Annotated in this window: 27 protein-coding genes and 2 pseudogenes; 11 read left to right on the top strand and 18 right to left on the bottom strand. The window is 43.1% G+C overall.

What is annotated here, in order from left to right:
• Nucleotides 1-32 precede the first annotated feature (32 nt).
• The 4 genes from DYI25_RS18035 to DYI25_RS18020 all read right to left on the bottom strand — a co-directional run bounded on the left by DYI25_RS18035 (nt 33) and on the right by DYI25_RS18020 (nt 3,957).
• Complete coding sequence (locus DYI25_RS18035; RefSeq protein ID WP_213371543.1) at nt 33-1,493, bottom strand: protein adenylyltransferase SelO; 1,461 nt, start codon at nt 1,491-1,493, stop codon at nt 33-35.
• A 350-nt stretch (nt 1,494-1,843) separates the two neighbouring features.
• Entirely contained in the window at nt 1,844-2,455 is a 612-nt protein-coding gene (wrbA, locus tag DYI25_RS18030; RefSeq protein ID WP_213372486.1) for an NAD(P)H:quinone oxidoreductase, read from the bottom strand.
• Between the two features lie 60 nt (nt 2,456-2,515).
• On the bottom strand, nt 2,516-3,499 hold the full coding sequence (locus tag DYI25_RS18025) for a ring-cleaving dioxygenase (protein ID WP_213371541.1): 984 nt from the start codon (nt 3,497-3,499) through the stop codon (nt 2,516-2,518).
• Nucleotides 3,500-3,675: 176 nt separating this feature from the next.
• On the bottom strand, nt 3,676-3,957 hold the full coding sequence (locus DYI25_RS18020; protein WP_213371539.1) for a GNAT family N-acetyltransferase: 282 nt from the start codon (nt 3,955-3,957) through the stop codon (nt 3,676-3,678).
• Between the two features lie 184 nt (nt 3,958-4,141).
• Between DYI25_RS18020 and DYI25_RS22500 the strand changes: the two genes are divergently transcribed.
• Entirely contained in the window at nt 4,142-4,297 is a 156-nt protein-coding gene (locus tag DYI25_RS22500; RefSeq protein ID WP_249745538.1) for a hypothetical protein, read from the top strand.
• 621 nt (nt 4,298-4,918) lie between these two features.
• Here DYI25_RS22500 and DYI25_RS18010 read toward each other — a convergent pair.
• Entirely contained in the window at nt 4,919-5,449 is a 531-nt protein-coding gene (locus DYI25_RS18010; RefSeq protein WP_213371538.1) for a CBO0543 family protein, read from the bottom strand.
• 173 nt (nt 5,450-5,622) lie between these two features.
• On the opposite strand from DYI25_RS18010, the gene DYI25_RS18005 reads away from it, so the two are divergent.
• The gene (locus tag DYI25_RS18005; protein WP_213371536.1) at nt 5,623-5,760 is read left to right on the top strand and encodes a hypothetical protein; all 138 of its coding nucleotides are present in this window, start codon (nt 5,623-5,625) and stop codon (nt 5,758-5,760) included.
• A gap of 80 nt (nt 5,761-5,840) precedes the next feature.
• On the opposite strand, the gene DYI25_RS18000 is transcribed toward DYI25_RS18005, so the two are convergent.
• Entirely contained in the window at nt 5,841-6,812 is a 972-nt protein-coding gene (locus DYI25_RS18000) for a PstS family phosphate ABC transporter substrate-binding protein (protein WP_213371534.1), read from the bottom strand.
• A gap of 286 nt (nt 6,813-7,098) precedes the next feature.
• Here DYI25_RS18000 and DYI25_RS17995 point away from each other — a divergent pair.
• Nucleotides 7,099-7,530: pseudogene (locus DYI25_RS17995) on the top strand (AhpC/TSA family protein); the annotation flags it as partial.
• A 268-nt stretch (nt 7,531-7,798) separates the two neighbouring features.
• Here DYI25_RS17995 and DYI25_RS17990 read toward each other — a convergent pair.
• From DYI25_RS17990 to abc-f, 4 genes and pseudogenes are all read right to left on the bottom strand, one after another.
• A pseudogene (locus DYI25_RS17990) lies at nt 7,799-7,954 on the bottom strand (tryptophan-rich sensory protein); the annotation flags it as partial.
• A gap of 1,104 nt (nt 7,955-9,058) precedes the next feature.
• Complete coding sequence (locus tag DYI25_RS17985) at nt 9,059-9,196, bottom strand: hypothetical protein (protein WP_213371530.1); 138 nt, start codon at nt 9,194-9,196, stop codon at nt 9,059-9,061.
• 12 nt (nt 9,197-9,208) lie between these two features.
• A complete protein-coding gene (locus DYI25_RS17980; protein WP_213371528.1) occupies nt 9,209-9,664 on the bottom strand; it encodes a DUF2269 family protein in 456 nt (151 codons plus the stop codon).
• 138 nt (nt 9,665-9,802) lie between these two features.
• Complete coding sequence (gene abc-f / locus DYI25_RS17975) at nt 9,803-11,713, bottom strand: ribosomal protection-like ABC-F family protein (protein ID WP_213371526.1); 1,911 nt, start codon at nt 11,711-11,713, stop codon at nt 9,803-9,805.
• Nucleotides 11,714-11,847: 134 nt separating this feature from the next.
• Between abc-f and DYI25_RS17970 the strand changes: the two genes are divergently transcribed.
• From DYI25_RS17970 to DYI25_RS17960, 3 genes are all read left to right on the top strand, one after another.
• Nucleotides 11,848-12,027, top strand: coding sequence for a hypothetical protein (locus DYI25_RS17970; protein ID WP_213371523.1), 180 nt, complete (start codon nt 11,848-11,850; stop codon nt 12,025-12,027).
• Between the two features lie 488 nt (nt 12,028-12,515).
• A complete protein-coding gene (locus tag DYI25_RS17965) occupies nt 12,516-13,436 on the top strand; it encodes a DMT family transporter (RefSeq protein WP_213371521.1) in 921 nt (306 codons plus the stop codon).
• A 17-nt stretch (nt 13,437-13,453) separates the two neighbouring features.
• Nucleotides 13,454-14,032, top strand: a complete 579-nt coding sequence (locus tag DYI25_RS17960) for a cysteine dioxygenase (RefSeq protein ID WP_213371519.1) — start codon at nt 13,454-13,456, stop codon at nt 14,030-14,032.
• A gap of 19 nt (nt 14,033-14,051) precedes the next feature.
• On the opposite strand, the gene DYI25_RS17955 is transcribed toward DYI25_RS17960, so the two are convergent.
• Entirely contained in the window at nt 14,052-14,543 is a 492-nt protein-coding gene (locus DYI25_RS17955; protein ID WP_213371517.1) for a DUF1456 family protein, read from the bottom strand.
• Nucleotides 14,544-14,824: 281 nt separating this feature from the next.
• On the opposite strand from DYI25_RS17955, the gene DYI25_RS17950 reads away from it, so the two are divergent.
• The 3 genes from DYI25_RS17950 (at nt 14,825) to DYI25_RS17940 (ending at nt 18,127) form a co-directional block, all read left to right on the top strand.
• The gene (locus DYI25_RS17950; RefSeq protein ID WP_213371515.1) at nt 14,825-16,039 is read left to right on the top strand and encodes a metal ABC transporter solute-binding protein, Zn/Mn family; all 1,215 of its coding nucleotides are present in this window, start codon (nt 14,825-14,827) and stop codon (nt 16,037-16,039) included.
• 75 nt (nt 16,040-16,114) lie between these two features.
• The gene (locus tag DYI25_RS17945; protein ID WP_213371513.1) at nt 16,115-17,110 is read left to right on the top strand and encodes a permease; all 996 of its coding nucleotides are present in this window, start codon (nt 16,115-16,117) and stop codon (nt 17,108-17,110) included.
• Nucleotides 17,111-17,122: 12 nt separating this feature from the next.
• On the top strand, nt 17,123-18,127 hold the full coding sequence (locus DYI25_RS17940) for a TIGR03943 family putative permease subunit (RefSeq protein WP_213371511.1): 1,005 nt from the start codon (nt 17,123-17,125) through the stop codon (nt 18,125-18,127).
• Between the two features lie 192 nt (nt 18,128-18,319).
• On the opposite strand, the gene DYI25_RS17935 is transcribed toward DYI25_RS17940, so the two are convergent.
• On the bottom strand, nt 18,320-18,574 hold the full coding sequence (locus DYI25_RS17935; protein ID WP_213371509.1) for a hypothetical protein: 255 nt from the start codon (nt 18,572-18,574) through the stop codon (nt 18,320-18,322).
• 261 nt (nt 18,575-18,835) lie between these two features.
• On the opposite strand from DYI25_RS17935, the gene DYI25_RS17930 reads away from it, so the two are divergent.
• Entirely contained in the window at nt 18,836-20,149 is a 1,314-nt protein-coding gene (locus tag DYI25_RS17930; RefSeq protein WP_213371507.1) for an MFS transporter, read from the top strand.
• 368 nt (nt 20,150-20,517) lie between these two features.
• Here the strand turns inward: DYI25_RS17930 and DYI25_RS17925 are convergent, their stop codons facing one another.
• The 5 genes from DYI25_RS17925 to DYI25_RS17905 all read right to left on the bottom strand — a co-directional run bounded on the left by DYI25_RS17925 (nt 20,518) and on the right by DYI25_RS17905 (nt 24,481).
• Nucleotides 20,518-20,889 (bottom strand): metal-dependent transcriptional regulator, encoded by a 372-nt coding sequence (locus tag DYI25_RS17925; RefSeq protein WP_213371505.1) that lies wholly within the window; start codon nt 20,887-20,889, stop codon nt 20,518-20,520.
• A gap of 68 nt (nt 20,890-20,957) precedes the next feature.
• Nucleotides 20,958-21,839 carry a metal ABC transporter permease gene (locus tag DYI25_RS17920; protein WP_213371503.1) on the bottom strand — a complete coding sequence of 294 codons (882 nt, stop codon included), beginning with the start codon at nt 21,837-21,839 and terminating at the stop codon, nt 20,958-20,960.
• Nucleotides 21,832-22,764, bottom strand: coding sequence for a metal ABC transporter permease (locus tag DYI25_RS17915; protein ID WP_213371501.1), 933 nt, complete (start codon nt 22,762-22,764; stop codon nt 21,832-21,834). Before DYI25_RS17915 ends, DYI25_RS17920 begins: the two co-directional genes overlap by 8 nt.
• Before the next feature lie 15 nt (nt 22,765-22,779).
• Nucleotides 22,780-23,532 carry a metal ABC transporter ATP-binding protein gene (locus DYI25_RS17910; protein ID WP_213371499.1) on the bottom strand — a complete coding sequence of 251 codons (753 nt, stop codon included), beginning with the start codon at nt 23,530-23,532 and terminating at the stop codon, nt 22,780-22,782.
• 16 nt (nt 23,533-23,548) lie between these two features.
• The gene (locus DYI25_RS17905; RefSeq protein ID WP_213371497.1) at nt 23,549-24,481 is read right to left on the bottom strand and encodes a metal ABC transporter solute-binding protein, Zn/Mn family; all 933 of its coding nucleotides are present in this window, start codon (nt 24,479-24,481) and stop codon (nt 23,549-23,551) included.
• Nucleotides 24,482-25,090: 609 nt separating this feature from the next.
• On the opposite strand from DYI25_RS17905, the gene DYI25_RS22825 reads away from it, so the two are divergent.
• A complete protein-coding gene (locus DYI25_RS22825) occupies nt 25,091-25,192 on the top strand; it encodes a hypothetical protein (protein WP_213371495.1) in 102 nt (33 codons plus the stop codon).
• A gap of 405 nt (nt 25,193-25,597) precedes the next feature.
• Here DYI25_RS22825 and DYI25_RS17895 read toward each other — a convergent pair whose 3' ends face one another.
• Complete coding sequence (locus DYI25_RS17895) at nt 25,598-25,942, bottom strand: MmcQ/YjbR family DNA-binding protein (protein ID WP_213371493.1); 345 nt, start codon at nt 25,940-25,942, stop codon at nt 25,598-25,600.
• Between the last annotated feature and the right edge of the window lie 22 nt (nt 25,943-25,964).

Here is a 25,964-nt window from a genome sequence, read left to right as displayed (position 1 = left end):
AAGAAAAGCAACGCTGCAGCGTTGCTTTTCTCTTATGTCCCGCAAAAAGTCTTGTACGGCTGGGCCGATGGCGGTGCCGGCTTGCAGTATTCGGCCTGTTCAACTGAGTGCTCATATGGGTTGGCAAGCACTTCGAGCAACTTCACCATGACACTTAAGTCACCATTTACAGCGGCCTCCAGTGCTTCCTCAACCCTATGGTTGCGCGGAATGACGCCCGGATTGCTGTCACGCATCAGTTCCTGTGAGTCTTCCTTTGATTGCTCCTGGCGTCCGAGTCTTTCCTGCCATTTTTCATGCCACTTCTTGAACTCTTCAGACTTGAACAACTCTGACCCTTCAAACTGATCAAAGGTCAGGGCTTTAAACGTATTCGTAAAGTCAGCCTTATGTGTATGCATTAAATTGAGGAGATCGGAAATAAGCGCCTTGTCTTCTTTTTCCTCATTAAAAATACCCAGTTTCAATCTCATTCCGGATATGAATTCTGACTCAAATATTTCCGGGAATTCTGAGAGGGCTTCTTCCGCCAGCTTTACCGCTGCGTCTTCATCTTCATGCAGCAAAGGCAATAGGGCTTCAGCAAACCGCGACAGATTCCAGCCACCGATATACGGTTGATTACCATAAGCGTAGCGGCCTTCCCGGTCAATTGAACTGAAAACGGTCGCCGGATCATATGTGTCCATGAAAGCACAAGGTCCATAATCAATCGTCTCACCGCTGATCGTCATGTTGTCCGTATTCATGACACCGTGGATAAAACCAACATGTTGCCACTTCGCAATCAATGCTGCCTGACGCTTGATCACTTTTTTCAAAAAGGAAAGATAGCCGTTATCCTCACCTTCAACTTCAGGATAATGGCGGTCGATCGCATAATCAGCTAATGCCCGAAGATCCTCTGTCTTTCCCCAGTTCGCGGCAAATTGAAAAGTTCCAACCCTTAGGTGGCTTGCTGCCACACGCGTAAGGATCGCTCCGGTCTGCATTGTTTCGCGGATGATTTGATCCCCCGTTGTCGCCACTGCCAGACTTCTTGTAGTCGGGATTCCCAATCCTACCATCGCTTCACTGATGATAAATTCCCTGAGCATCGGCCCCAGGCCTGCACGGCCATCACCGCCACGGGAATATGGTGTCCGACCTGAGCCTTTCAGCTGAATGTCAAACCTCTCACCATCAGGAGTAATCTGCTCTCCCAGCAGTACCGCCCTGCCGTCACCGAGCATGGTGAAATGGCCGAATTGATGTCCTGCATATGCCTGGGCAAGCGGAGTACCTCCTTCAGGTATCTCGTTGCCGCCAAACAGAGCAGCCCCTTCAGCAGCTTGCACTGCTTCGGGATTTAGCCCAAGCTCTTCCGCAAGCGACTCATTGAAGATAACCACTTCCGGTGCTTCCACAGGAGTTGGCTTCTGCAGGTTATAAAATATTTTAGGCAGACGCGAATAGCTATTATCAATATTCCAGCCAGCATACTTATTAGTCATTGTATTACCTCCTTTACATTCACTATACCTTCGTGCATTTTTCATATCCATTAATGTATTCTTCCTGTTACTTAATATACCCTCCCCACTGATTGATGAAGCTGACTATTGTTTAGGATTCAGGGGCTTAGAATGCGACAACAGCCTGATCACATAGTGGTTAGACTAATTTTATCTCGCAGGTTTTCAGACTGTGATTAAATTTTTTTAAAATACATTCAGAAACAAACCTATCGGACACTTTCTCGAGATTCCTCCTTCTGTTTATCCGATAGAGCCCTACTATCGGCTTAAAACATATAAAAGAACATGAAAAGGCGAACATTCTCAATGTTCGCCTTTTCCAGTGTTTATTGATTTCCATTCTTAACCCATCCAGCGACAGTCACAGTGCGCTTCGCCTGGTGTTTTACCGCTGCTTCGACGTCTTCAACCATATTGCCGTCCTGGTCGACGGTTACGCTTGTGCCGTATGGGTTGCCGCCAGCTCCGAATGTTACTGGATCGGTATAACCTGGCGCTGCGACAATCGCACCCCAGTGGTACATCGTAGTGTACAGAGACAGGATAGTAGCTTCTTGTCCGCCATGCGGATTTTGCGCGGATGACATGGCGCTCACGACTTTATTCACCAGCTTGCCCTGAGCCCATAGGCCGCCTGTCGTGTCAAGGAATTGCTTCATCTGGGATGGCATGTTTCCAAATCGTGTAGGTACGCTGAAGATAATCGCGTCTGCCCATTCAAGATCGTCTGGAGTTACTTCAGGGATATCCTTTGTGTTTTCAACAGTTGCTTTCCATGCTTCATTGCCTTCAATCGCTGATTCAGGCGCTAATTCCTTCACTTTGAAAACCTTCACTTCTGCTCCAGCTTCTTTTGCGCCTTCTGCAGCCCATTTCGAAAGCTGTACATTCGTTCCGCTCATGCTGTAAAAAATCACTGCTAATTTGACCATATTGATTGCCTCCCTTATTTGATCCTACATTAAGGTATTTCCACTAATCTTCTATGACAAACTTGCTTATAGATACTCTTTTTCAATTTCACGCGTGCTGCGGACTGTATCAATCGGACGCACAAAGTCCTCGATCTGCTCCCGCTTCGATTCGAGGAACGGCGGCAATGACAATTTTTCACCAAGAGTTTCGTATGGTTCGTCACCCAAGAAACCTGGTCCGTCTGTTGCCCATTCAAACAAGATTCCTGGTGCCACACGTGCATACAATGATTCAAAGAAGAATCGGTCGACATAGCCAGATGTTCCGAATCCCGCCGCCTTCATATGCTCGATCCACTCATAAAGTACTGAAGTATCGGCAACACGGAATGCGGCATGATGCACGGTGCCGAATCCCTGGCGTCCCGCCGGAAGCACTTTATTGTCCTCAACAATGACCTGTGCGCCATTCCCGCCTTCACCCATTTCAAATAGGTGCAAGGAATCCTCTTGCCCTACTTCACGCATGTGCATGACTTTTTCCAATACTTCTTTAAAATAATCGAAGCGTGAGATGCGGATGTGGATCGGTCCAAGGCCTGTAATTGCGTACTCCAACGGTACCGGACCGTTTTGCCATGGAGTCCCTGAAGCTACGCCTTTGTTGAACTCATCTGAAACCAGCATGTATTGCTGATCATCAAAATCGACAAATGAAATTGTCTTCTTGCCGAACAATTCCTTGATGCCCGTATGCTTGACGTCGTATTTATCAAAACGCTTCACCCAGTATTCCAGCGCCGCATCGGTCGGCACACGGAAGCCAGTTTTATAAATCTCGTCCGTTCCATGAGAACCCTTTGGAATCCCTGGGAAATCAAAGAATGTCATATCCGTGCCCGCTGACCCTTTATCGTCCGCAAAAAATAAGTGATATGTGCGGATATCATCCTGGTTGACTGTTTTTTTTACAAGACGCATCCCCAAAACATATGTGAAAAACTCATAGTTCTTTTCCGCGCTGCTTGTAATAGCTGTAACATGGTGAATTCCTTTTAATTCGTTCAAGTTGTCTCCCCCTTTATCTCGAAACCGAGATATTGATACAAAAAAATATCTATCATTACTTTATCCTTATCCACTTTGAAAAAAACATAATATCTTGAATTCGAGATAATTTTATCATGAGGCTATTTCCATGTCAACCCGGATAAAAGCCTTTGAGATCACTCAAAGGCTTCCAACTATTGCTTAAGAACTTCTTTATATTCAGGTTTCCTCTCGAATTCCTTTTGTGCAAAAGAACAAACCGGCTCCACCTTCAAGCCCTCATTCTTCGCCTTTTCCGCAACATGGCGAACCAATTCCTCCGCCACGCCCTGTCCACGATTCGCCGGGTCGACACCTGTATGGTTGATGACAAGGTAATCATCCCCGTCACGAGTAAAGGTCACTTCCCCGACCTCAAGTCCATCTGAATCCTTCGCGACAAAACGTCCATCTTCTTCGGTATAGTTAAACGACATAACAGCACCTCCTGAAAGTGAAAATCTCCATAGGTTCTTCTGGATCATTGTCTTCCTCTTTTTCCCCCATTATGATGAACTTACTCATTTTTGTTCAATATTTTTCCATAACCTCTACACTGCGCATACGAAATTATTGAACATGGCAATCTATAGATATGTATCCAAAGCAGATCTAAAAGGAATGATTAATTTGAAAAATGATCGTCTTTCACGCTTTGATAAGATTGTCGAGATGGGAAAGGAAGGGCAAAAGGCTTTAAATGAGTACTGGTTGGACTACGCTCTATACACGTCTTTTGAGTACTGGCTGATGGTCCTTTTACTGTTGGCCCCTTAGTTTTACTATTTATTAAAATCAATAAAGATAAACTTTTCCAAATTCTCTTTTACGGCTACAGTGTTCATATTTCTTTTGGATATGAAGACTTGTATGGGAAAAATTTGGGGTACTGGAATTATCCCTTTCCTGTCATCCCTGCTTTGCCAGGGCTTACACTCGACTCAAGCCTGATTCCAGTAATTTTTATATTCATTTATCAATCCACGCTAAACAGTAATAAAAAATATTATTTGTATTCTATTCTTACTTCGGTATTTCTATCTTTTGTTTTTAAACCCATGCTTGTAGGATTAGGGTTATTCCGAATGTATGGATCGATTAACTACATTCACTTATTTCTCAGCTACTTATCGATAATAATCTTTGCCAAATTAATAACTGACTTATTTGTCTGGATTAAAAAAAGAGACAGCACAAGCCAATAAATATCTTAAATTGACCGGATTACACTATCCAATTATCCTTATCTCTGTATGCTTCATCCAATAAGTAAATCGTATGAATTGAAAGGAAATGGCGCAATCGAGCTGCTCCTTTCACAGATTCACCAGCAGTTCAAAATCGGAAAATAAATAAGCCTGATTCCACACAGGGAATCAGGCTTATTTTTTTATGCCATCAACGGAAGACTGTTGCCGGCACATCGAACTGGTTCCATAAAAACAAGATAAAAACCACAGAGGCAATCCAGGCAAACAGCGGGTTATGAAAATGCAGTTTTAAAATGAGGAACATAACCGAATTGAACAGCGCAGACCACCAGAGATTCCAGCCATTAAAATATTTGATCAGCTGAAAATGTAAATCCACGAGCTCATTTGCAAAATAGACAATCACCCACGCCAGATAATAAAGTGTTTTTTTCATGAAGCCGTGTTTTGGGAAATGGGCTAAGTACGCCAGGCATGTCGCCGGATACTTTATCGCCATGATTGAAAAAGAAATATGCGTATTCGTGATCCCAGCTTCTTCGTCACCGGGTGAAGGAACATACCTCCACATTGGATAATGATCCGACAAAAGGTACATATAGAGAAAGTCCCCGAGGATAAAAAAGAGAACGGTTGGATAGTACTTTCTCCAGTTCTTCCAGTCTCCCCATTTTATTAATATACCTGCCCATATCAGCCCATAGATTGTATTGACCATAAATCCGCCTCTTCTTTTACAAATAAAGGAAATCAAATGTAGTATAACCAACAATCCTTCTTGTTATTTCTCAATTAAGTGTTCAAGGAATAATTAACTTGGATGAAGGAAAGATACATCTCCCTTAACACTCTTCATCTAGACATAAAAAAAAGCTTAAGGAGGATGAAAAGATGAGGGAGGGGCTGACCGTAGAGGAAAAGCAAAAACTCGCAGATCTTAAGCTTCGGTTGCTGAACGCAACAACAGATGAGGAAAGAGGTTCCTTGCTGCAGGCCATTAATAACGCCAAAAATTCATGGCGTCATTAGATTAGCAATAACAGTGGAAATCACTGTTATTTTTTTGCCCATAAAAAAAGAATGGGGATTCCCCCATCCTTTTATTTTTCTTATTTCAATTCTTGCAGTTCAGCCAATGTTGACTGGATGTCTTGATCAGAAAGTGGTGCAAAGCCTGTTTCTGCTGCTACATCCTGAGCGTTTTCCATAGTGAAGATTGCATAGTCAAGCACTTGTGGCTTTTCTTTTGCCATGTTCACGTTCAAGTATGTGAATACTGGGCGCGTGAATGGAGCATAGTCGCCGTCTTCCTTGATTGTTTCAAGAGAAGGTTCAACAGGACCGTTACCGAAATCAACGTTTACTGCAGACAATTTGTCTTTGTTGTTTGCATAATATCCATAGCCGAAGAAGCCGATTCCGTTCTTGTCTTTTGATACTAGGTCAACAAGTGTTGCATAGTCTTGCTGAAGGTTGATGCCTTCTACAAGGTCTTTTTCTTCAAGAATCTTTTCGAACATGAACTCATATGTTCCGTGGTTTTCGTTAGGGCCGTATGTTTTGATCTCTTCAGCCGGGAAGTCAGGGCGAACATCAGACCATTTCTTCTTACCGCCTTCAGCTAGGAAGATATCAATGATTTCTTCTTTTGTCAGTTCCTTAGCCCAATCGTTCTCTTTATTAATAACGATGGTAATACCATCTAAAGCTACTTTCATTTCTTTCACATCGATGCCAAGCTCTTCAGCTTTTGCTTTTTCTTCGTCTTTGATCTGGCGTGATGCATCATTGTAGTCCGTTCCGTCTTCAACGAGGAATTTCTTGAAGCCAGCAGAAGTCCCAGAGCGGCTTACTTCTACAGAAACATCCTCTTGCTTATCCATATAATTCTCAGCCATTTTTGCCATGAACGGATATACAGTTCCAGAACCATCGATCACGACGCTGCCTTCAAGTTGAGTTTCAGTTTCATTAGAGCCATTCGTTGCTTCCGCGTTGCTTTCTCCATCTGAACAAGCTGTCCCAAATGCCATTACTGAAGCAAGCATAGTAAACATCGCTAACTTTTTAAAACTCTTCATTTCTTAATTCCCCCTAAATATTATGTCCGTTGCTACAAGTACAAGATTACTAGACAGTTATTAATGGGGTTTTAAGGAGTTGTAAATTAATTGAAAAGGATTGTTAAGGAATGTTAATTCTTTCCCAAAAGGAAGATGTTGTATATAGTGGGGGAAAGGAGGTTTCGAAATGAAGTATGTATTGGAAACAACAGATCCTGAAAAATCCCTGACCTTGGAAGCTGCCATCAAGGGACAACCGACGATGGTCGTATTTGTCCGTCATCTTGGCTGACCAGTCTGCCGGGCATATCTTGCGCAGTTGCGCGAGCGAATAACAGAAGTTGAAGCAACAGGCTACCAGGTTGTTGCGGTTGCCCCTTCAAAAGGAACTTTTATCAAGCAGTTTGTTGACCAGTTCGGGCCTTTCCCTTTTCCTATACTCGGGGATCCTTCCCGCCAAGCATACCGGGGCATGGGCCATAAAACGATGCCAAAATGGAAGCTGCTGGCTAAAGCCGGATTCGGATTCATCACTGGCCAGGTTAAAGATTTTATTCCTAAAAATGAGAAACAAAAGGAATTCGTCATGAAATCGATGAAGACACAGGACGTCTACATCCAGGGAGGAACCTGGCTCTATTCAGCCGACGGTAAACTCTTGTGGAAGCATATCGATGAATCACCTGAGGATCACGCAAAAATCGAGGAAGTTTTGGAACAAATGAAAAAACGCTGATCAGCTTAACCCGCGATCAGCGTTTTTTCTTTTCATTTTTATCAGAAGATTGTTCAAACAACTGTGTAATATAACCTGTTAATTCAAAACCCTCTTCATTCATGAATTCCTTAATTTGTTTCATCCTAATCTACCTCCGTTGTTAATATATTGTTGGTTATAGTATTCCCGCTCTAGCAAACTTTTATTCACCCAATTTTTAGAAGGATTGGTAGTCTATTAATTTAGACGGGGATAGATTGGAAAAGTTACATAATTAATAAAAGTTTTACATTTTCTGTTTATTTAAATTCCACATACTGTAGTTAAGCTGAAGAGCGTAAGCAACCCACGCAATATACGGCAGCATCAGCCGGCCGGCGATTTTTTGATAGTATTGATATGTCGTCAATGTAATCATGCCCAGCAGCAGGCCGATCTCTGCAAATGCTGATCCACGAAGATTCTATTTGAAAAATAAGAACGACCTGGTGCACTCAAACCTGTCTTAATCCCTCCGGGTTCTTGACAGCTTTTGGCTTGATGACCTCAAACCTGTCTTGATTCCTTCGGTTTCTTGACAGCTTTCGGCTTGGTGCACTCAAACCTGTCATGATTACCTCGGTTTCTTGACAGCTTTTGGCCTGGTGCACTCAAACCTGTCTTAATTCCTTCGGTTTCTTGACAGCTTTTGGCTTGATGACCTCAAACCTGTCATGATTACCTCGTTTTCTTGACAGCTTTCGGCTTGGTGCACTCAAACCTGTCTTAATTGCTTCGGTTTCTTGACAGCTTTTGGCTTGATGCACTCAAACCTGTCATGATTACCTCGTTTTCTTGACAGCTTTCGGCTTGGTGCACTCAAACCTGTCTTAATTGCTTCGGTTTCTTGACAGCTTTTGGCTTTGTGCACTCAAACCTGTCTTAATTCCTTCGGTTTCTTGACAGCTTTTGGCTTGGTGCACTCAAACCTGTCTTAATTCCTTCGGTTTCTTGACAGCTTTTGGCTTGGTGCACTCAAACCTGTCTTAATTCCTTCGGTTTCTTGACAGCTTTTGGCTTGGTGCACTCAAACCTGTCTTAATTCCTTCGGTTTCTTGACAGCTTTTGGCTTGGTGCACTCAAACCTGTCTTAATTCCTTCGGTTTCTTGACAGCTTTTGGCTTGGTGCACTCAAACCTGTCTTAATTCCTTCGGTTTCTTGACAGCTTTTGTCTTGGTGCACTCAAACCTGTCTTAATTCCTTCGGTTTCTTGACAGCTTTTCCCCTGACGCCACCAAACCTGTCTTAATTCCTTCGGTTTCTTGACAGCTTTTCCCCTGACGCCACCAAACCTGTCCGAACTTCCACCTACTTCTGACAGCTTTTCACCCGTAACCACCAAACCCGTCCGAACTTCACCCTACTTCTGACAACTTTTCTCCCTTCACCTCCAAACCTGTCCGAACTCAGACCTACTTCTGACACCATCTCCTCTATCAACCCAGAACCTGTCTAAATAACAAAAAAAGCGCCAGCCTAAAAGGCCAGCACTCTCTTTCTATCATCCTATTTAACAAGAACATAAGGATTTCCGCCGATGGATTTTCTCATTTCTGCAGTAATTACCACGTTTGATTGCTGTGCGGCACCTGTCGTCTGTTTCTTTTCTCCGCATCCGTCATAGAACATTGGCTTTGCTTGCATTTTCGTATCCCCCTAGAATGGTTTTGTTGACATTAGCACGATGAGCAAGACAGCAGCGACGTGTGCAATGCCGTTTAGCTTGGCAGCTTTTTTATCCAACTGATGATACTCGGCTGGCAGTTCGCCATCACCGCTGTTCATCACTATATCGCCTTGCTTTTCGATTGTTTTTGGTAACATGGCTGCGACGACTGGCTGGATCAGGATGTAGATGATCAAAGAACCGATAAACCATCCCTGTGACCAAAGCACTGGATTGACGATGGCCATCAAGATCCCGCTGGCTAACAAAGTAAGCGATCCAATCTTCGCAAACATTTCTATTTTCCTATTAATCTCAAAACAAACTTTCGCATTCGTTACTGACTTAGCACCAAACTTGGCTACAACCGGCATTCCAAAGCTCGCTCCTAAACCAACAACGGCGGCGATTACATGAACCAAAACCAATAACCCATATAAAGTCATTCTCATTCCCCTTATTACTTTTATACCATAAATATTCCTTTCTAGGTAAAAAATTCTGATATTTCTAACTTATTTATAGTGATTTTCTACTATAACTACAAAAAAAGAAGCATGAATAAATTTCATGCTTCCTCTCACTCACTCCCCGGCACTCAACCACATCTCCATTGCCAGCTCGAGTTCGTCATTCAATTGCTGTTTCCTGCTATACAGCTTATCAAGTTCCTCATAATCCTGATTAACACCCATCACTAAATCAAGCTCCGTGATTTCTTTTTCAAGGCCTTCGATTTTCCTTAAAAGCTTCGCGGAAGGTTCAGGGTGTGACTGTTGCGACACCCTCTTCTCCTTGAAAACAGACACCGGTTCAGTCACAGCTTTCTCCTTTTCCGCGGACTTCTCCTTCTTATAATCATCATAGTTTCCCTGATAGCTCTTCAACCCAAAATCCTCAACCGAAATCACGCGCTCACCAATTTTATTGATGAAATAGCGGTCATGTGAGATAAAGAAAATCGTGCCTTTGAAGTCTTCCAGTGCAGCCTCAAGCGTTTCGATTGAATCAATATCCAGGTGATTTGTCGGCTCATCAAGGATCAGCAAATTGATATCCTGGAACATCAGCATCGCCAGCTTAAGTCTGATTCGCTCCCCGCCTGATAGGAACTTCACCTTTTTAAAGACACTCTTTTTGTAAAACATGAACTTCGCCAGGTACTCGCGTGCTTTCCCTTCGACAATCGAGATATCCTCCCGGAAGCATTCGAGAACCGTAAGTTGCTCATTCTCAAACTCAATCTTCTGAGGAAGGTAGGCGGCCATCACATTCGCACCAAACTCCACGACGCCCGAATCTGGCTGCTCCTCGCCTAAAAGCATCTTCAGGAACGTCGTCTTGCCACTGCCATTCGGACCAACAAGGCCGACCCGCTCACCATAATGAACCATCAAATCAGCACCATCAAAAATCAGCTTATCCTCATAGCGCTTAGAAACACCAACCGCCTTGATCGTTTCATTCCCTGAGCGCATCGCGTCGTTAAAATTGAGCCTCATATTCCTTCGTTCAAAAACCGGCTTATCTATACGGTCCACTTTATCAAGCTTCTTTTGGATGCTCGCCGCACGCCTGAAGAACTTATTATTGTCCGCCCTCAATGCCCAGTCGCGAAGGCTCGTCACCTGTTTCTCCATATTGTTGATCTTTTTCTGTTGCTCGCGGAACTGCTCATATTGCACCCGCATATTTTCTTCTTTCTGGCTGATAAAAGCTGAATAATTGCCCTTGTAGCTGATCGTTTCCATGTCCTCAATCTCAACGACTTTATTGACGACATTATCGAGGAAATAACGGTCATGCGAGACAATCAGCACAATTCCCTTATAATTTTTCAAAAAGCCTTCCAGCCATTCAATTGAATCCATATCTAGATGATTCGTCGGCTCATCCAGCAGCAGGATGTCCGGGTGATGAATCAGGATCTTACCTAATCCAACCGTCGTTTTCTCTCCTCCGCTCAACAAATCAAAGTCCTTCTGTAAAAAGCTGTCGGTAAACTTAAGCCCGGTGCAAACCTTGCTTAACTTCTCCTCCTGATCATAACCACCCTTTGCTTCATACAGATTCACTAAATCACTATACTTATTCAGTGCTTTTTCCAGGGCCGCATCCTCTAAAACCTGCATCTGCTCCTCGATTTCACGCATCTGCTTTTCAATGGCATGAACCTCTTCAAATGCAAGATTCAGCACATCCATCACTTTCAGCCCAGCCGGATACGAAGGCATCTGTTCCAGATAGGCAAACGATGCTCCCCGAGGACGGTGGACCAGCCCTTCATCATAGCCCGGGCTTGAGGTCTGCGGGTAGCCCGGATAATAATGCATAGGCTCGATTCCGGCAATCACCTTAAGAATCGTGCTTTTGCCGCTTCCGTTCGCTCCGACAATCCCAACCTTATCCCCTTCAAATGCCTCCAATGTAAAACTATTCACGACCAGCGTCGCTTCCATATATTTTTTAATGCCATGCACTTTCAGTTCTAACATATAAACTCCTTCTTTCATCCATAATGAAGCTACGCTTTTTATGGACAGCACAAAGAAGAACCTATTTACTATTCAATTTTATAAGAAAAGCGGAAGCGCCTTGGTCAGCCCCGACAAGCGTGGAGGGCCGACCAGTGAAGTCGTTCTTTGACTTCATTGGGCGGACCGAAATCGAAAAGTATAGCCGACTGTCCAGAAACGCAGAAACTGGAGACTCCGACAAAGAAGCGCTTTTTGCTTCTGCCGGCAGAGTTGAAGTTTCGGAGTTTCTAGGAGGCGACACTAGACAAGCGACTCGAGCTGCTCAAAGCTAACGCTTCTCGCAAGATACTCCAAGAAGCCACCTCAGCGATGAAAACTGGCTAGGCGCTGGAGCTGGACAATTCTCGAAGTGGAAAATTACTTTTCTTAATATATAAACAAAAAAAGACCGTAGAAATCCCTACAGTCTTGAATCAACAATTTCAGCAAGCCAAAAAAGCCCATGCCAAAACATCACTATCACGATTCAGTAAAGTAAGTTATCTTCTAATTGCCGCAATTCCATAAAGAGCATAACGAAATAAACCTATGCAATAGGCATTTTTACACTCGTTACAAAATCCATATTAATTTACAAAAATTAATAATTAGCAATTAGATGTTGGTTCCATAAACTTACTTTCCCTCCTCAATCATTTGTTTTATCATCTCAGATTTACATTATTTTGTAAATATTTTTGGATATTTTTTCATGATTCTTCTTCCTCCAGGACAAGCATAGAATGGTAGAAATCTTGTCCACCAGAAAGGATTCCGTGCAATGATTCCGTTTCGCGCCAAGCTTACCGCTTCTTTTTATGCTCTATTATCAATCAGTTTTTGGGGAGTTTCCTTTGTTTCTGCGAAAGCTGTACTCGGAAAGCTCGATCCGTACTCATTATTGGTGCTCCGCTTTGGCCTCGGAGCTCTGTTTTTATTGATGATTTTACTGCTGAATCGCTATCGTTTGCGAATTTCGATTGCATACATTCCTCACTTGGTTGTCCTCGGAATACTGGGTGTGTTTGTTCACCAACTCCTGCAGGCAACTGCTCTGTTAACGATCAATGCCTCGTCAGCCGGCTGGCTGATTTCTTTTTCGCCTATTTTCACCGTCATCCTCTCAGTTCTGTTTTTACATGAAAAGATGGATGTAAAAAAAGCAATCGGAATGGTGGTCGCCATTACGGGGGTATTTATCGTCACTACCACCCGAAGCGGCCATTCCTTCGAGTTCGCCATGAACATCGGCTTCATCCTGATGATCCTGAGCACACTGAACTGGGCGGTCTATTCCATCCTTTTAAAAAGGCTTCATATCCCCTATCCTGCCCTTTTGGTGACATTTTACATGAGCTTAATCGGCTTTGTGCTCACTCTCCCTTTTATCATCCGCAACAGAGGCTGGGAATCCCTGCCCTTGCTGACACAGACGGAGTGGGCACATCTTTTGTTCCTTGCGATATTCGTGTCTGGAATTGGATATTGGTATTGGGGAAAGGCCTTGGAGGTTTTGGATGCCTCGAAAGTGTCAATGTTTTTGTACCTCGAGCCGCTGGCTACCCTGATTGCTGCCATTTTTCTTTTACATGAAAAATTTATCCTCATAAGTGCGATTGGCGGAATCATAATTATTATAGGAGTGGCCATTGTCAATGGTGGTCTTGCGAGTTTATTGGCGCGTACCCTTTTAAGAAAATGAAGAAGGTGGGAGCTCTCATGACTTTGAATCCTCAGGTAAAAAATGTGTTAGATTCATTGAAAAATCCATCCAAACACGAGATGAAGGAAGCACTGTCGAAGATCAATATGCCTATCGATGAAATGGAGCCATTCCTCCAATCATCTTCCGGAAAGCCTTATTATCGAAAACTCCTATACAAAAGCGAGGATGTCGAGCTGCTGGTGATGAACTGGTCAGATTTAGAATGTGCACCTCATGACCATGGCGATTCCCACGGCTGGATTCACGTCCTTAACGGGACTTCCCTCAATTCCGTCTACGAGATCAAGAGCGACAGACTTCCGAAAGAACTATTCAAGGAGTACCATCATCAAGGACATCTTTTCTATGCTCCGCAGAAAGGTGTCCATAAAATGCAGGCAGACGGCGCAAGAGGACTCGTCACTCTCCACCTCTATTCCCCGCCCATCAGCGGGATGAAGGTCTATGATCTCGAAAAATGCGCCGCCTGTGTCGTCTCCGATGACTGTGGGGCATGGTGGCCAGAGGAACAGCGTCAGAAAATTAAAGAAATCCAGCTTACAAAACAAGAAGACGGTTCTCATGCTTCATGAGAACCGTCTCTTAAGATTTCTATCCACGGAATTTCAAGGCCAAGCCCTTCAGGAAATTCCGCGCAAATTTGTCGCCACATTCCCGATAGTTCTTATGCCCTTCTTTTCTTAAAATCGCGCCGAGCTCACCCTTTGACACGCGGACTCCCGCAAGGTCAAAAATCTCGAGCATATCCTCGCTCGTGAGCGACAGGGCGATCTTCACTTTTTTCAAAAGCTGGTTATTCACAGTCTCCCCGGTTAGTGGCGGAGCACCATTCTCCCCCGGACGCTTCCCTCTTTTAAAAGTAACCATGCCATTCAAAAACTGCTCCATCATCGCGTTATTGATTCTTATGTAGTCCTCAGGTACATCTTCATCCCCATACTCATCTTCATCAATTTTCTGCAGCATCATTCGGACATCGTCCTTCGTCACGTTCACGCCGCCAAGCTTGAACATCTCCACCATATCAGTATCCTTGATATCCAGCGCATACCGCAAACGGATCATTATATCATTGTTAAGCATTAAAAATCCTCCTATAGAAAGCTGTACCGTTAGTATTCCCGATTAACTATTGCAGTCTAACATTAAATGTTAAAAAAGCCTATTCTTTTCATCTTCGGTTCATTTTTTAAAATTGATCTATCAACCTACATATAAATTTAGTTCTTAAATCAATAATGTTCACTTAGAACCATTTAATAAATCGTAATGATTCCTAAAATCATTTACAAATATACCTTTCTGTTTTACAATTTAAATCGTAATCATTTCGATTAATGGAATTATCGTATAAGGAGATCACTATGAAAATTACTAAACTATCACTTGGTTTACTGCTATTAGTCGGTTTGACACTAGCCGGCTGTTCTTCCAGCAAGGAATCAGCCAACAAAAATAATCCAGAAGCCACTAAGCTGACAGTCTTTACAACCATCTACCCTCTCCAGGATTTTGCGAAAAAAATCGGCGGGGACTTAGTGGATGTGGAAAGCATCTATCCACCGAATGTAGATGCCCACAGTTTCGAACCAAGCACGAAGGATATGATGAAGCTTGCTGAAGCTGATTTATTCATTTATTCCGGTGCGGGAATTGAAGGATTTGCGGAAAAAGCGGAGCAAGCCTTGAAAAATGAAAAGGTCATGATTGTAAAAGCCACAGAAAATGTGGATATGATTGAGTCTTCCCATGATCATTCTCATGAAGGGGATGATGCTCATTCTGAAGAAGAGCACCATGACGAGGAAGCCGCTCACTCCGAAGAAGAGCACCATGACGAAGAAGCCGCTCACTCTGATGAAGAACATCATGACGAAGAAGCCGCTCACTCCGAAGAAGAACACCATGACGAAGAAGCTGCTCACTCCGAAGAAGAACATCATGACGAAGAAGCCGCTCACTCCGAAGAAGAACACCATGAGGAAGAAGCCGCTCACTCCGAAGAAGAACACCATGACGAAGAAAACACCAACTCGGACGAGGAGCATCATGATAAAAACTTAGATCCACATGTTTGGCTTGATCCAATCCTGTCTATCAAACTGGCATCATATATCAAAGATTCCTTGATTGAGCTTATGCCTGATCATGAACAGGAGTTTGAACATAATTTCGCGCAACTTGAGCAAGACCTAAAGGAATTGGATAATGAATTCAAGAACGTGATTGACCTGGCAGAAAACAAACATTTGCTTGTCGCCCATGAAGCGTATGGATACTGGTCAAATAGATATGGAATTATCCAGATCGCTGTCAATGGACTTTCTCCTACACAGGAGCCTTCACAACGAGAATTGACAAAGTTGATTGAAGAAGCAAAAGAACATGATTTGAAATACATTGCGTTTGAACAGAATGTTTCTTCACGCGTGGCAGAAATGATTCAAAGAGAAATCGGGGCTGAAACAGTGACCCTGTATAACCTCGAGTCCATTTCAGCTCAAGATATGGAGAATCAAGAAGATTATTTCAGCCTGATGCGGAAAAATCTTCAGACGCTGGAAAAAGTGTTAAATTGATATTCTTTTTACTAGATTGTACATATTTTCTTTATTAAATTAGTACAATCTAGTAAAAGTAACTAGGAGGAGAAAATGATTCGTTTAATCCGGTCTAATCTATTGGATATTACAGGGTTTGCTGTCATTCTGGCATTTCTAATGCTGTTAAGCCTGGGGATGGGGTTTAAGAGTAATTTGGAAATCCCATCTTCCATTCTGAACCTGAATACGATATTTCTCAGTATTTTAATAGAAGCCTTCCCTTTCGTACTGATCGGTGTGCTGATTGCGGGAATGATCCAGATTTTTGTAACTGAAGAGCATATAAGCAGGTGGATTCCCAAGAACAAGTATATGGCAATTTTCATGAGCTGCAGTGTGGGCGCTCTTTTCCCGGCATGCGAATGCGGGATTGTGCCTATTATCCGCAGGCTCGTGGGCAAGGGGGTACCTATAGCTGCTGCCATTGGCTTCATGCTGACAGGCCCACTTATCAATCCCATTGTTATAGCTTCAACCTATATGGCTTTTGGCAACGATGCTAAAATTGCTGCCCTTCGTATGGGACTTGGTTTTGGCATCGCAATCATTGTCGCCTTGCTTGTAGGCATGTTTTTCAAAGGGACTCAGTTCAAGTCGTCTGTTTCCTTTGTGAGTCACAGCCATTCCAAGAAACAATCTTTTCTTGAGAAATTTTGGGCCATGCTCCAGCATTCAATCGATGAGTTTTTCGATATGGCCAAGTACTTAATCATTGGGGCTTTTCTTGCTGCTCTTGTCCAAACATATATGCCAGCGAAAACTCTGCTGGAAATCGGCAGCGGAGCAGCATCTTCCCTTGCCGTAATGATGGGGCTTGCATACTTCCTTTCTCTTTGTTCAGAAGCTGATGCTTTTATCGGTGCATCGTTCAGCAGCATCTTCCCTTCTACTTCGATTCTCGGCTTCCTGATTTTCGGGCCGATGATTGATCTGAAGAATACGCTAATGATGATGAGTGTGTTCCGTTTTAAATTTGTCATGACCGTTTTGGTGCTAGTGGCAGGAACTGTATTTACTATTCTGATGCTGTTCAGCAGCATGCTATAGGAGGTCTTGTCCATGCAATTTCATGCACAGCAGGCGGCAAGGTCCCTGATCCTGCTCGGATTTTCCGTCTTGATTTATATGCTGCATTTTACAGGTAAGATTTATTTATTCATTAATCCAAAGTATTTGCTTTTAAGCCAGGCAGCCGCGTTCCTCTTTTTGTTGCTGTTTTTTATCCAGATTACACGGGTGTGGACAATAAAAGGGGCACATGATCACGACTCCTGCAGTCATGAAGGTGAATGCTGCTCGCATGATGATCACCATGAGCATTTTCATGACCATGGGACAACACCTTTTTCGGTAAAAAAACTGGTGTCCTACTCGATCATCGTCCTGCCTTTGCTGACAGGCTTTATGCTGCCTGCAAAGGTTCTCGATTCCTCGATTGCTGATAAAAAGGGCGCGATGCTGTCTATCGCTGGTTCAAGCAAAAGCGGGCAGAGCAGCCAGGCAACTAGTGAAACGAAAGAAGGGGCAGAGAGCCAGGGAACTGGCGATGCCTCCCAGCCGCCAGAGGAGAACGATTATCAGGCTGGACAAGGCACTGACATAACCGAAGGCACCGAGACTGCCACCGGTTACGAAAATCAAATGACGGATGAAGAATACAATAAAAAGATGAAAGGGTTGGAGACAGGGTCCACCATCATTTTCAATGACAGTATATATTCATCTTATTATGAGTCCATCAGCTCCAACATCGATAAATTCCAAGGCCGGAAGGTAAGCCTCTACGGATTCGTTTATAAAGAGGAAGGCTTTGCAGAAGACCAGCTGGTCGTATCAAGATTCCTGGTCACCCATTGTGTCGCAGATGCCAGTATCATCGGATTTTTATCTGAGTTCCCAGACGCAGCGGCTATCGACAAAGACACATGGATCAAAATAGAAGGTGTCATTGAGACTGGTTCCTACATGGACACCCCTATCCCCCTTGTTAAAGTTTCTAAATGGGAGATAACCGAAGAACCGGAAGTTCCATATTTATACCCGGTCACCATTAAAAGAGAATAAAGATTCATTACCGCCCCCTCAAAAAAGCCTTGATTCCCTTGTGAATCAAGGCTTTTGATAATTTGCAGGCTCTTTGTTTTTGGCTGTTTCCGTAAAGATTGTTGTTAAAATCCTAAAGCCGATTTTAACGTAATAGAACGCCATTTTGTAGTTCGGTATTAAGTTTGCATGCTCTTTTCTCATAACAAGAGGCTACTTTGGGAAGAAAAATAGTTCATTCACTCCTATTTTGTAATCAATAGCAACAAAGTTTGAGAAAAGAGCCTTGTTTTTCAACAGCGCTGTATATTTCAGAGCTGATCTATTCAAAGTTAAGTTTGCCTCCAAGCTTGCTGTTTTTTCAAAAGCGTCACTTTGTGCCCTTAACGTTAAAAAGCTTGCAGCTTCTTTCCCGCCTGGACCGCCACCGACAATCACCACACGGTGCTTCTCTTTAATCTTTTCCATTCCCAATAATTCGAGCTCTGGTTCTACACTGCCATTGACGGAAAACTCTTTGACCCTTCTACAATTTCTCCATCAAGAATGCTCCCCCTAAGGGAAAACCCCTATAGGTAACGACTTTTATCACCCTCTGTCAAAAATTGTTCAAGACTTTTTGACAGAATTGTGATGGCGTTCTCAGATGTGAGGTTCGTCACAACTTAGCTGTGATAGAAATGTTTTATTAATGTTGTAAACACTCAGATCACATATGGAGGAATTAAAATGTCTCGTATAAATACATGGAATCCTGAAGACGATCGTTTTTGGCAATCTGAAGGAAAAAAGCATGCCCAGCGGAATTTGTGGATTTCGGTCCCATCCTTGATGCTCGCATTCATTGTCTGGCAGATTTGGTCTGTAGTCGCAATTCGCTTGAATGACATTGGCTTCAGTTTTACCGATCAGCAGCTTTTCACATTGGCGGCAATGCCAGGTCTTGTTGGTGCAACTTTACGATTTGTGTACACTTTTGGTGTAGGAATGATGGGCGGCCGTAACTGGACAGTCCTGACAACCGCGGTTCTTGCAATTCCGGCAGTCGGCATTGGCTTTGCAGTCCAGAACCCTGAAACACCATACTCAGTCATGCTATTGCTAGCAGCACTTTGCGGACTGGGTGGCGGAAACTTTTCAAGTTCTTCATCCAACATCAGCTTCTTTTTCCCGAAAAAAGCTCGGGGTACAGCGCTTGGTATTAACGGTGGGTTAGGTAATATGGGGGTTTCGGTCGTTCAGTTCATTACACCTTTAATTATTACGACTGGAACTTTCGCTTTTGTCGCAGGTGATGGACAGCAATTATCAAACGGCCAGGAAGTATGGCTGCAAAACGCGGCCTTCATCTGGCTGATCCCGATCGCAATCGTAACAATCGCAGCATGGTTTGGCATGGATAACCTGCCGGGAACAAAGCAATCGTTCTCTAACCAATTCGTTATTGTAAAAAGAAAGCACACTTGGATCATGACATGGCTTTATGTAGCAACATTCGGATCATTCATTGGATACTCAGCGGCATTCCCGCTTCTATTGAAGTCACAATTCCCTGAACATATTTCGTTAGCATTCCTTGGCGCATTCCTTGCTGCAGCATCACGCCCTGTAGGCGGTTGGCTTGCTGACAAGATGGGTGGAGCCAAACTCACATCAATTGTCTTGATCGTAATGATGGCTGGAGCAGGAAGTGTCATCTTCTTCCTTGGCAATAAACAATTCAGCGGCTTCCTGGTTTCATTCCTGATCCTGTTCATTGCTGCTGGAATCGGTTCTGGTTCAACATTCCAAATGATCCCTGGAATCTTCGTTCCGAAAGAAGCAGCACCAGTACTTGGTTTCACAGCCGCCTTCGCAGCATATGGATCATTCTTGATTCCAAAGCTGTTCGGCTGGTCCATCAATATTTCCGGAGGCTATGCGCCTGCATTCTTTATCTTCATTGGCTTCTATGTACTGTCAATTATCTTAAACTGGTATTACTACCAGAGAAAGACCTCAGAAGCGACCAGTGCACAACAAAAGACTGCAACCATAGCCTAGCATCCAATGCGAAAAGCCTTATCCGTAATGGTAAGGCTTTTCGTTTATAGTGTGATGAACCGCAGGGCCAACGAAAAAAGCGCAACGAGTATTAGATGATCACTCGTTGCGCCTTTTTATTGTTATCTTGTTAAGGTTGCATTTTTCTCAGCGATTAAATCTTCCAGTCTTTCTATCTGGCTGACCAGTTCTTCTATCGTGAGTTCTGCTCGAGGTAATTGGAAGCTTAAGGTTGGCACATTATTTTGCACTAAACGCTAAAGCTGGCGTTATCTTGCTCGTACAAGCGATATCCAACCGCTCCAAATTTCTTAAAAATGGGTGATTAAGTTATTCGGTGTTAATCACTCACATTTCTATTAAATTGTTTACTCGCCTTTTTCTTTCTTTATGAAATCCTTGATTTTCGCGACTGCATTGCCACTGATGTAATATTCAATATTCGATATTTCTCGATGGATTTGCTCTTCCTCAAGATCGATGAGTTGAAAGAACTCTTCCAATACTTTGTGGTTTAATGCTAATTCCATCCCTTTCTCCAGCCCTTTTTCCGTCATTCGAATCTTCCCATATCGCTGAGAATGCAGATACTCCTCATCACTCAATTTTCGAACCATTTTGGTTACAGAAGATCGGTTTACGTTCAGGGAACTTGCAATTTCTGTCACGCTTGTAAACTCTTTTTCTAAAACTTTATTATAAATTTCTTCAAGATACTTTTCTTCACTTGGTGATGCCATAAAAAACATCCCCCTATCTCTAATATCAAACTGCTCTTCTTTTTTAAAAAAGCTGCCAATAGGAAGGGCTATGAAATCTCAGAAATTAATTTTTTCCTTCTCCATTTTTTGAAAATGATTCCGTGAGTCGGAGACAGCAGGAACACGATAAAGAAAATCCCTCCTGCTACAGTAATCATTGATCCGGCAATAGATGCATCAAGGAGATAGGCAACGTAATAGCCAGCTATTGAACTAATGGCACCGACAATCATGCTGATGACGATCATTTTCCCGAGGCTCTCTGTCAGCAAATAGGCAGTTGCAGCCGGCACAATGATCATACCGACAACAAGGATGGCTCCAACGCTTTCAAATGAAGCAACCGTTGAAATGGAAACGAGTCCCATAAGTAAGTAGTGAAAGAAAGCAACCGGTATTCCCAGTGCAGCCGCCAGGGCGGGGTCAAAGGAACAAAGCTTGAATTGTTTGTAGAACAATCCAATCACCACAACATTCAGGAAAAAGCTTGCACCAATCCCCCATATCGCTTTAGGTCCGATATTTGTTCCCCGGAAATCGATGGTATCCCAAGGAGCATAAGCGATTTCTCCATATAATACACAATCAAGGTCAAGGTCCACTTGCCTTGTGAAAATACTGACCAGGACGACTCCAATGGCGAACAAAGCCGTGAAGACCACACCGATGGAGGCGTCAGATTGAACTCCAGAGTTCTGGAACATCTGGATAAGAAAGACGGTAACCAGCCCAATGGCTGCCGCGCCAAGCATCATAATGAAGGAATCTCTCGTTCCACTGAATAAGAAGGCGATGACAATGCCCGGCAGAACAGAGTGACTGATGGCATCCCCAATCATGGACATTTTTCTAAGGACAAGAAAGCAGCCTAAAATGCTGCATGACCAGGCAACAAGAATTCCGATCAGGATGATCCACATATCATTCATAAAGGGATCCCTCCTTCATTTTTTGACTAGCATACTGTTTCTCGTAGTCGCGTTTCGCTGTCAGCTGCATCATGCTCTTTGCAATGACCCCGCGCTTCGGAGCAAAAATGACAGAAAACACAAATATGGCAGTTGCAGACAGCACGGCAAGCGGTCCGGTCGGAAGGTTATTGGCCATCGTACTGATGACGGTTCCGGCAAAGCCGCTCAACGCTCCAAAAAGTCCTGCCAACATCACCATGATATGCAGTTTCTCTGTCCAATACCTAGCAGCTACAGCCGGTGTAATCAAGAGCGCAGCCATCAATACCACACCAACAGCCTGTATTCCTACCACAACCGCTGTCACAATCAGCAGCATGATGAATTGGTCCAAGAGCATGATTGGCAACCCAATCCCTTTTGCAAAACCTGGATCAAAGGATAAAAGCTTGAATTCTTTAAAAAACAGAAACGATAAAGCGACCAGGATGACGCTGATGATGGCCATAGTATATACATCTGATTGAACCATCGATGCCGCCTGGCCAAACAAGAATTTATCGAGTCCGCTTTGATTGCCGCTGTCGCCATGCTGAATTTGTGTCAGCAAAACGATTCCAAATCCAAAAAATACAGTCAGGATGATTCCGAGTGCGGAATCCTGTTTAATGCGTGAATTCCTTGTGATATAGCCGATCAGGAATGTAGCGAGCACACCCGCCGCTGCGGCACCAATCAAAAAGTAGAGGATGGATTTCGTCCCCGTGATCATGAAGGCAATGCATACCCCTGGCAATGCGGCATGAGCAAGTGCGTCCCCCATCAGGGATTGCTTGCGCAAATAGGCAAAACTGCCAATGACTCCGCTGCTTAAGCCAAGAAGCATCGATCCCAGCAGAATCCATTGAGTATTAGGATCCTGAAAAATTTCAAGCCAGTTCATCTTTCCTCACGCTCCTTAGCTAATAATGATTGGCGAAGAGTTTTTCTCGAGCATCGTCAACTTCCCGCCATACGTTTTCTGCAGCAGCTCTTTTGTGAATAGTTCCTCTGTCGGCCCGATTCCAATTAACTCTTTATTAAGGAGCATGATCCAGTCAAAATACTCTTTGACCGTGTTCAAGTCATGATGAACCACTAAAACTGTCTTCCCCTGTTTCTTTAAGTTGTTCAACAAGGTGATGATGGCCTTTTCTGTTGCTGCATCCACACCTACAAATGGTTCATCCATAAAATACAGCTCGGCATCCTGGGCAAGTGCACGAGCCAGGAAAACACGCTGCTGCTGGCCGCCGGAGAGCTGGCTGATTTGGCGGTGAGCATACTGGCCCATTCCTACTTTTTCGAGGGATTGCATTGCAATGGCGCTGTCATTTTTCCCCGGACTTTTAAACCAGCCCAAATGGCCGTAGCGCCCCATAGTCACGACATCAAGCGCATCGGTAGGGAAATCCCAATCCACCGACTCTCTTTGCGGTACATAGCCTACTTTTTTCCGGTTCCGTTTATATGAATCTCCAAAAATCTCAACATTGCCGCTGATCGATGGTATTAATTCAAGAATCGCTTTAATTAAAGTTGATTTTCCTGCCCCGTTAGGACCGATGATTCCAATCAATTTTCCTTCAGGAACGCTGAAAGAGACATCAGTCAGAACCGGTTTCTTTTGATATGCAACCGTTAAATTGCTTACTTTTACAGGTGAAACCATTTATCAACATCTCCTTCTATTTTAATGCGCTCACAATCGTATCAACATTATGCCTTACCATTCCAAGGTAGGTTCCTTCTTCTGTCCCCTCTTCTCCCATTGCGTCCGAGAACAGTTCACCGCCAATTTTCACTTCATGCCCTTTTTCCTTCGCCCCTTCAATTACAGCCTCAATCGCTTTTTTCGGGACACTGGATTCAACGAAAACTGCCTTGATTTTGTTGTCAACAAGATAATCCCGAAGATTGCTTACATCCTTCGAACCATATTCGGACGCCGTGCTGATTCCCTGAAGTCCCATAACTTTAATGCCATATGCTTCTCCGAAATAACCAAACGCATCATGGGCTGTAACGAGAACCCTTGTTTCTTCAGGGATTGTTGCAACCTGTTCGCTTACGTACTGATCTAATTCTTCCAGCTTCGCAATGTATTCTTCTGCATTCTTTTTATAGTCCTGCTCATGATCTGGGTCGAACTTGGAAAGCTCCTTCGCAACAGTCTCTGTCGCTGAAATCCAATGCTTCACATTGAACCATACGTGCGGATCATGGGCATACGAACCACTGCTTGCTCCTAGCAATACTGCCTCAGGAATATCCTTCGTGACTGCAATGGTCGGTTTCTTTGCTTCCATCTTCTCAAATATATCCACCATTTTCCCTTCGAGATGAAGCCCGTTATAAAAGATCATATCCGCCTCTTCAAGCTTTTTTATATCTCCTTGAGATGCTTTATAAAGGTGCGGGTCAACGCCAGATTTCATTAATCCTGTTGAATTAACATGCTCTCCTCCTACATTTTTCACTATATCCGCGATCATTCCGATCGTTGCTGTTACGTTGATTTTCCCATCTTCACTTTTTCCAGCCTGTTCGCCTGAACAGCCAACTAGCAGTAATCCTACTGAAATGAACAGGATAAATAAACCTTTGATTGACTTTAACATGGGCATTCCCTCTTTTCTTTTTATTTGCCTTCTGCACTTTTTTTGCACAAGGGCAACTTTTTCGGTAAAAAAAATCACCTTGCACCGATTCTTGATGCAGGCATCATCACAATGAAAATGATGTTAATTAGGAGTGTCGAAACAAGAAAATCCATTTCATTAACTTATCGTTCAAATACGCTTTTCACCTCCATTCTAATCAGAAAATGATTTACCAATAATTCGGTTGTATTCCTCCTTGCTTAAAATCCCTAACTTTCTGCAAATCAATGAATACATTAAGATTTTCTTCTGGATACGTGAATTCCTCATGTTAGCACCCCATTTTCTATTTATGTATATTCTATCTTTATTAAAAGTTTCCTTCAACCAAAAAATATTCTTTAATAAAACTTTTTTGATTTTGCACTAAATTATTGTCCGTATCAAATTATCGCTGATGAAAGAAAAAAACAAAAAAAGCATCGACATACCGATATCCTTTTTTTATAATTGGCATTTAGAAAAAAGGGGGAAATACAGCTTGAAGTCCATACTTCTCAGTTTCATCCTGGGATTCTCCATTCTCATTGGCGGCTGTTAGATGGATCATTAAGTCAAGGAGAACAAATGGTTTTCTCTGCCGACAGAAGCGGAGAATTCCTTGGCAAATGTTCTGAATTATGCGGGACTGGCCATGGCCTTTTGGCTTTCAGTGGAAGAATAAAATAAAGAGCAATCATCATGTGATGGATTGCTCTTATTCTATAAATGGAACCAATACAGGTAAGTTTTAAAATGTTTCGATAGTTCACCATTAAAGTAACAATATGATTTAAGTTTGGGATTTTTCTGTTGTAACCTTATAGTTAGTTGCATAAGAAATTCTGATTTTATCATAGAAAAAGCATTGGTCTTTTTTTACCCATAAATTTAATCAAACGTTTGATTAAATTATTTATCCCGATTACGGGCACATTAAAAAAGTTTATGTGACCGTAGGCGCGGCAATATCTCCATTACGGGTACATTAGAGGAAAATCGAAAAAATCCACAAAAGAAATAAATCTTTTGTGGATTTTTTTAAAACAGCTAAATCTACAATATTAATATTTTTCACTTAATATTTTCTGTCTATCATTTTCGCAGTTCAACCCAGTTCTTAACCAAACGCTTTGGTGCCGCTCGTAAATAGGCTTCTTGGATTAAATCCTTCAAGTCATTCCAGACTTCGCCATCAGGATTTTGAATAGATACCCAACCGTGATGCCCTATGTATGGGGTTTTAAAAAAATGCTCTTTTTGCAGCAATAATGCTTGTGTTTCGTAATCAGACTTGAACGACAAGCTGAATCCTTTGTCATCTTCTCCTGATATCACGAAAGATTTCCCATTGATTTTAAAAGTATTGTGCCCAAAGCCATCGATAAGCTCAATTGCCTCTGGCAGTGCAAGGCAGATAGTGCGCACTTTTTCAAGCATGCTTGATGTCTCCTTTGATCCT

It is taken from the genome of Mesobacillus boroniphilus, assembly GCF_018424685.1.
GTDB classification, from domain to species: Bacteria; Bacillota; Bacilli; order Bacillales; family Cytobacillaceae; genus Mesobacillus; species Mesobacillus boroniphilus_A.
Note: the sequence above shows the minus strand (reverse complement) of the source record. Positions and strands in the feature narration are given on the sequence as shown.

What these genes read in the sequence shown, in the direction of transcription:
- DYI25_RS17905 (WP_213371497.1), bottom strand. Translation starts at nt 24,481, where the DNA reads ATGTTAAAGTCAATCAAAGGTTTATTTATCCTGTTCATTTCAGTAGGA.
- DYI25_RS17910 (WP_213371499.1), bottom strand. Translation starts at nt 23,532, where the DNA reads ATGGTTTCACCTGTAAAAGTAAGCAATTTAACGGTTGCATATCAAAAG.
- DYI25_RS18005 (WP_213371536.1), top strand. Translation starts at nt 5,623, where the DNA reads ATGAGGGAGGGGCTGACCGTAGAGGAAAAGCAAAAACTCGCAGATCTT.
- DYI25_RS22500 (WP_249745538.1), top strand. Translation starts at nt 4,142, where the DNA reads ATGATTAATTTGAAAAATGATCGTCTTTCACGCTTTGATAAGATTGTC.
- DYI25_RS17915 (WP_213371501.1), bottom strand. Translation starts at nt 22,764, where the DNA reads ATGAACTGGCTTGAAATTTTTCAGGATCCTAATACTCAATGGATTCTG.
- DYI25_RS17960 (WP_213371519.1), top strand. Translation starts at nt 13,454, where the DNA reads ATGACTTTGAATCCTCAGGTAAAAAATGTGTTAGATTCATTGAAAAAT.
- DYI25_RS18000 (WP_213371534.1), bottom strand. Translation starts at nt 6,812, where the DNA reads ATGAAGAGTTTTAAAAAGTTAGCGATGTTTACTATGCTTGCTTCAGTA.
- DYI25_RS18010 (WP_213371538.1), bottom strand. Translation starts at nt 5,449, where the DNA reads ATGGTCAATACAATCTATGGGCTGATATGGGCAGGTATATTAATAAAA.
- DYI25_RS22825 (WP_213371495.1), top strand. Translation starts at nt 25,091, where the DNA reads ATGGTTTTCTCTGCCGACAGAAGCGGAGAATTCCTTGGCAAATGTTCT.
- abc-f (WP_213371526.1), bottom strand. Translation starts at nt 11,713, where the DNA reads ATGTTAGAACTGAAAGTGCATGGCATTAAAAAATATATGGAAGCGACG.
- DYI25_RS17940 (WP_213371511.1), top strand. Translation starts at nt 17,123, where the DNA reads ATGCAATTTCATGCACAGCAGGCGGCAAGGTCCCTGATCCTGCTCGGA.
- DYI25_RS17980 (WP_213371528.1), bottom strand. Translation starts at nt 9,664, where the DNA reads ATGACTTTATATGGGTTATTGGTTTTGGTTCATGTAATCGCCGCCGTT.
- DYI25_RS17965 (WP_213371521.1), top strand. Translation starts at nt 12,516, where the DNA reads ATGATTCCGTTTCGCGCCAAGCTTACCGCTTCTTTTTATGCTCTATTA.
- DYI25_RS17955 (WP_213371517.1), bottom strand. Translation starts at nt 14,543, where the DNA reads ATGCTTAACAATGATATAATGATCCGTTTGCGGTATGCGCTGGATATC.
- DYI25_RS18020 (WP_213371539.1), bottom strand. Translation starts at nt 3,957, where the DNA reads ATGTCGTTTAACTATACCGAAGAAGATGGACGTTTTGTCGCGAAGGAT.
- DYI25_RS17920 (WP_213371503.1), bottom strand. Translation starts at nt 21,839, where the DNA reads ATGAATGATATGTGGATCATCCTGATCGGAATTCTTGTTGCCTGGTCA.
- DYI25_RS17950 (WP_213371515.1), top strand. Translation starts at nt 14,825, where the DNA reads ATGAAAATTACTAAACTATCACTTGGTTTACTGCTATTAGTCGGTTTG.
- DYI25_RS17895 (WP_213371493.1), bottom strand. Translation starts at nt 25,942, where the DNA reads ATGCTTGAAAAAGTGCGCACTATCTGCCTTGCACTGCCAGAGGCAATT.
- DYI25_RS17925 (WP_213371505.1), bottom strand. Translation starts at nt 20,889, where the DNA reads ATGGCATCACCAAGTGAAGAAAAGTATCTTGAAGAAATTTATAATAAA.
- DYI25_RS17985 (WP_213371530.1), bottom strand. Translation starts at nt 9,196, where the DNA reads ATGCAAGCAAAGCCAATGTTCTATGACGGATGCGGAGAAAAGAAACAG.
- DYI25_RS17935 (WP_213371509.1), bottom strand. Translation starts at nt 18,574, where the DNA reads ATGGAAAAGATTAAAGAGAAGCACCGTGTGGTGATTGTCGGTGGCGGT.
- DYI25_RS17945 (WP_213371513.1), top strand. Translation starts at nt 16,115, where the DNA reads ATGATTCGTTTAATCCGGTCTAATCTATTGGATATTACAGGGTTTGCT.
- DYI25_RS17930 (WP_213371507.1), top strand. Translation starts at nt 18,836, where the DNA reads ATGTCTCGTATAAATACATGGAATCCTGAAGACGATCGTTTTTGGCAA.
- DYI25_RS18035 (WP_213371543.1), bottom strand. Translation starts at nt 1,493, where the DNA reads ATGACTAATAAGTATGCTGGCTGGAATATTGATAATAGCTATTCGCGT.